The organism is Microcystis sp. M_OC_Ca_00000000_C217Col (assembly GCF_007095585.1).
GTDB lineage: Bacteria > Cyanobacteriota > Cyanobacteriia > Cyanobacteriales > Microcystaceae > Microcystis > Microcystis panniformis.
In genome coordinates this window covers 1-3,393 of sequence record NZ_SFBV01000112.1, presented here as the reverse complement: position 1 = coordinate 3,393, position 3,393 = coordinate 1, and the positions used below count along the sequence as shown (strand labels likewise).

Annotated in this window: 4 protein-coding genes; 3 read left to right on the top strand and 1 reads right to left on the bottom strand. The window is 48.7% G+C overall.

The window, feature by feature from the left end:
- Positions 1-249 precede the first annotated feature (249 nt).
- On the top strand, positions 250-414 hold the full coding sequence (locus EWV66_RS06735; protein ID WP_167341559.1) for a DUF8624 family small hydrophobic protein: 165 nt from the start codon (positions 250-252) through the stop codon (positions 412-414).
- Positions 407-862 carry a GNAT family N-acetyltransferase gene (locus tag EWV66_RS06730; RefSeq protein ID WP_043996362.1) on the top strand — a complete coding sequence of 152 codons (456 nt, stop codon included), beginning with the start codon at positions 407-409 and terminating at the stop codon, positions 860-862. Before EWV66_RS06735 ends, EWV66_RS06730 begins: the two co-directional genes overlap by 8 nt.
- A gap of 53 nt (positions 863-915) precedes the next feature.
- Here the strand turns inward: EWV66_RS06730 and EWV66_RS06725 are convergent, their stop codons facing one another.
- On the bottom strand, positions 916-1,101 hold the full coding sequence (locus EWV66_RS06725) for a hypothetical protein (protein ID WP_128575263.1): 186 nt from the start codon (positions 1,099-1,101) through the stop codon (positions 916-918).
- Positions 1,102-1,175: 74 nt separating this feature from the next.
- On the opposite strand from EWV66_RS06725, the gene EWV66_RS06720 reads away from it, so the two are divergent.
- Positions 1,176-3,266, top strand: coding sequence for a PP2C family protein-serine/threonine phosphatase (locus tag EWV66_RS06720; RefSeq protein ID WP_052277509.1), 2,091 nt, complete (start codon positions 1,176-1,178; stop codon positions 3,264-3,266).
- Positions 3,267-3,393 lie beyond the last annotated feature (127 nt).

Sequence of the window (3,393 nt, the reverse complement as noted above, 5' to 3'; positions counted from 1 at the left end):
TGGACTCTGTGTAAGACAGTACATGGTTTTTTAACTGTGGTATGCGACGGTGGTGGAAGCAGAAACTTAAATCGTGAGGTTTAGGAATCGCCGCCCTAAAAGTGCGGCGAGGATGTCAAAGTCTAGTTGTCGGTTTCTAGTGATCGGTATGCCGATCACTTTTTTTTGGGTGAATTTTTTTTTAATTGCTGATATCTTAACTGGCAATCCCTAAAATAGAAGGAACAGCAGTGTAGAGATCAAATAATTATGGCTTTTTTTCGGCAATATATCGCCCCGCTCCTGACTATCTTAGTGTTTTTAGTTGCTCTGGTTGCCACCGGCATCCGGATTTTTTTACCGGCAGATTTAGCGGCACCCGCTCCGATCGAGCCATCCCTGGGCATAATTTTCTTTTATCCTTGGCATGGCTAACCTTCCCGAAGATTATCGGCTGCGACTGGGCAAAATGGGCGATCGCTATCTACTCATTAATTTTCTCACCCGCACCTATGAAGAATTTTTTCCCGAACAAAAAAACCTCTCCCATCTAGCTGATACAGTCAGACAGTTTTTTGGCCTCGATACTCCCCTGTGGATCGTCGAAGGACAACAAACGGCGATCGCTTGTCTCTGGATGGGGAGCGCCGTCGATCAGGTGACAGGCGATCGCTATGGTCATATTTTCCTGATTTACGTCGATCCCCAGCATCGTCGCCAAGGTATCGCCACCGCACTAATCGATCGAGCTAAGGATTGGGCAAAAAGTCGCGGACAAACCCGCATCGGTTTACAAGTCTTCATCAATAACGACAATGCTCTCAATCTCTACCAAAATCTCGGCTTTCAAACTCGCTCTTTGCTGATGTGGAAAAATATTTAGAAACTGTTAGGAGTCAGGAGATAGGAGTCAGTTATCAGTTATCAGTTATCAGTTCACTGTTTACTGATCACTGAAAAGCTCCCCACTTCCCCACTTCCCCACTTCCCCACTTCCCCACTTCCCCACACCCCACACCCCACACCCCACACCCCAGACATACCTATAGAGATGGCACTGTCAGCATTAATTATTCTCGATCGAGCGACAAAGGTTAAAATTTGGGAAACACTGGAATACACTGGCAGTCATCGTGGATAAAAACACGCTATTTTATTAACCTATACTAACCGCGCTTTAGGAGTCAGCAGTTTTCATGGATTCCGTGACAACCCTCCAATGTCAAAACCTAACCTGTCTATCCCCGAACGCTCTCACTAATAGATTCTGTGAAAAATGCGGTACTCCTTTAGTTAAGCGCTATTTATGGATGATGGGTGATTGGGTGAGAACCTATTATCATGTTGGCGAGCTAATTGATAATCGTTATTTGGTCAAACAACCACAAATTGTTCTTGATACTAAACCCGCTCAAGCACCCCAAGCACCGGAAGAACCTCCTAGCTGGCTCTCCCTCTACCTAAAATTGTTACCCTTCCATCTCCACATTCCCCAAGTCTATGGCTATATTCCCAGTCCCGATGAACGCTTGAATATGGACATCTGGCTGTTGGAATACGGCACTATTCCCCTCGATCAAACGGGAGAATTAATATATCCGGAACTATTGCCCACTCTAGCCGAGGTTTGGTCGCAAGCTTCCGATTTAAGACAAATTCACTGGTTATGGCAAATGGCCAAACTCTGGCATCCCCTTCAGAGAAAGGCTGTAGTCTCTAGTCTGCTCAACCCTTCGCTGACGAGAGTGAATAATCAGCTGCTGCAATTGCTAGAATTAAGCAAAGATGAGGCCACCGCTCCCAATTTAAAAGATTTAGGAGCTTTCTGGACCGGTCTGATCCCGACGGCAGCCGCTAATATTCAAGATTTTCTCGTATCCCTGACCCAAGAGCTAGAATCCGGTGATCTCGATCGCCCGGAATCCCTGATCGCTATCCTCGATTATGCACTACAGCACTACGGTGGAGGTCAAGAACGCAGCTATGAGATTTTTACCTGCACTGATACCGGTCTGATGCGGGAACACAACGAGGATGCCTGTTATCCCCCGACTAATCAGGCCATAACCCTCGCTCATGGTCAAAATCCCCTGGCGATTGTCTGTGATGGCATCGGCGGTCAGGAAGGGGGCGAAATCGCTGCTCAATTAGCGATCGAAACCCTGTCTAGGGAAATTAATCCCAGTCCCACCACTAATATTGAAGTCTATCCCGATAGTTACAGTCTTGTCCTCGAACAGGCGATTCGTGTCACCAATGATCTGATCAGTCAACGCAATGATCAGGAGTCAAGACAAGATCGTCAGCGCATGGGTACGACTCTAGTTATGGCTTTTGCCCAGGCCCAGGAAATGTACGCGGCCCATGTGGGGGATTCCCGCATCTATTGGATTACTGCCCACAGTTGTCATCAAGTGACGGTGGATGACGATCTCGCTTCCAGGGAAGTGAAATTAGGCTATCTCCTCTATCGTGATGCCATACAGTATCCCAACGCGGGGGCCTTGGTGCAAGCTTTGGGCATGAGTAGCGCCAATAATCTCCATCCCACCGTTCAGAGGTTGATTATTGATCAAGATTGTGTTTTTCTCCTCTGTTCCGATGGTTTAAGTGATTACGATCGGGTAGAACAATACTGGGACAGTGAAATTGTGCCTCTTTTGCGAGGAGAGAAAAATGTAACCGCCGTGGGGGAAAGTTTATTACAACTAGCTAACCAGAAAAACGGTCACGATAACTCCACCATCGCCCTAGTTTATTGTCGGGTAGTTCCTGCGGCTGAACCTGTCACGCCTTTAGTTTATGCTGAGGCCAAAGAACGGATTATTCCCGATCTTAATGACCAAGATTTTGATCACAGCGGGGACACCTACCCCGGAGAAGAAGTGGTGACAGCAATACCCACTCCCCCCCCTGCATCTTCTTCGGTTTCTAGTCGTACTTCTCCCCCCGCGCTCACTAGGGTTTCACCCCTAGTCGTAGTAGTGATCGCTGTCGGTGTTCTCGGTTTGCTGGCTGCGATCGCTTGGCAATTCTTGAGTCATAATCCCCCTTCCAATCCACCGATTTCTCCCGCACCCGTCACCGGTCCGAGTCCCACGACCGGGACGACACCTCCCGCACCCGTCACCGATACCAATCCAGGGACGACACCTCCCGCACCCGTCACCGATACCAATCCAGGGACGACACCTTCCCCACCTGTCACCGGTCCGAGTCCCACGATCGGGACGACACCTTCCGCACCCGTCACCGGTCCGAGTCCCCCCAATGCTTCCCCTAACTAGGGTTTGCAGCAAAAAGTTTTTCGTGGGGACAGGGTGTGGGGTGTGGTGCGATTCGTTGGCTAGAAACTAGACAGTAAGACGTTTAGAGGATTAGCCGCTTGGTAAATGTAGTACCTTGATAACTTTA

Coding starts and splice junctions, on each gene's coding strand:
- EWV66_RS06735 (WP_167341559.1), top strand. CDS start 250: ATGGCTTTTTTTCGGCAATATATCGCCCCGCTCCTGACTATCTTAGTG.
- EWV66_RS06730 (WP_043996362.1), top strand. CDS start 407: ATGGCTAACCTTCCCGAAGATTATCGGCTGCGACTGGGCAAAATGGGC.
- EWV66_RS06720 (WP_052277509.1), top strand. CDS start 1,176: ATGGATTCCGTGACAACCCTCCAATGTCAAAACCTAACCTGTCTATCC.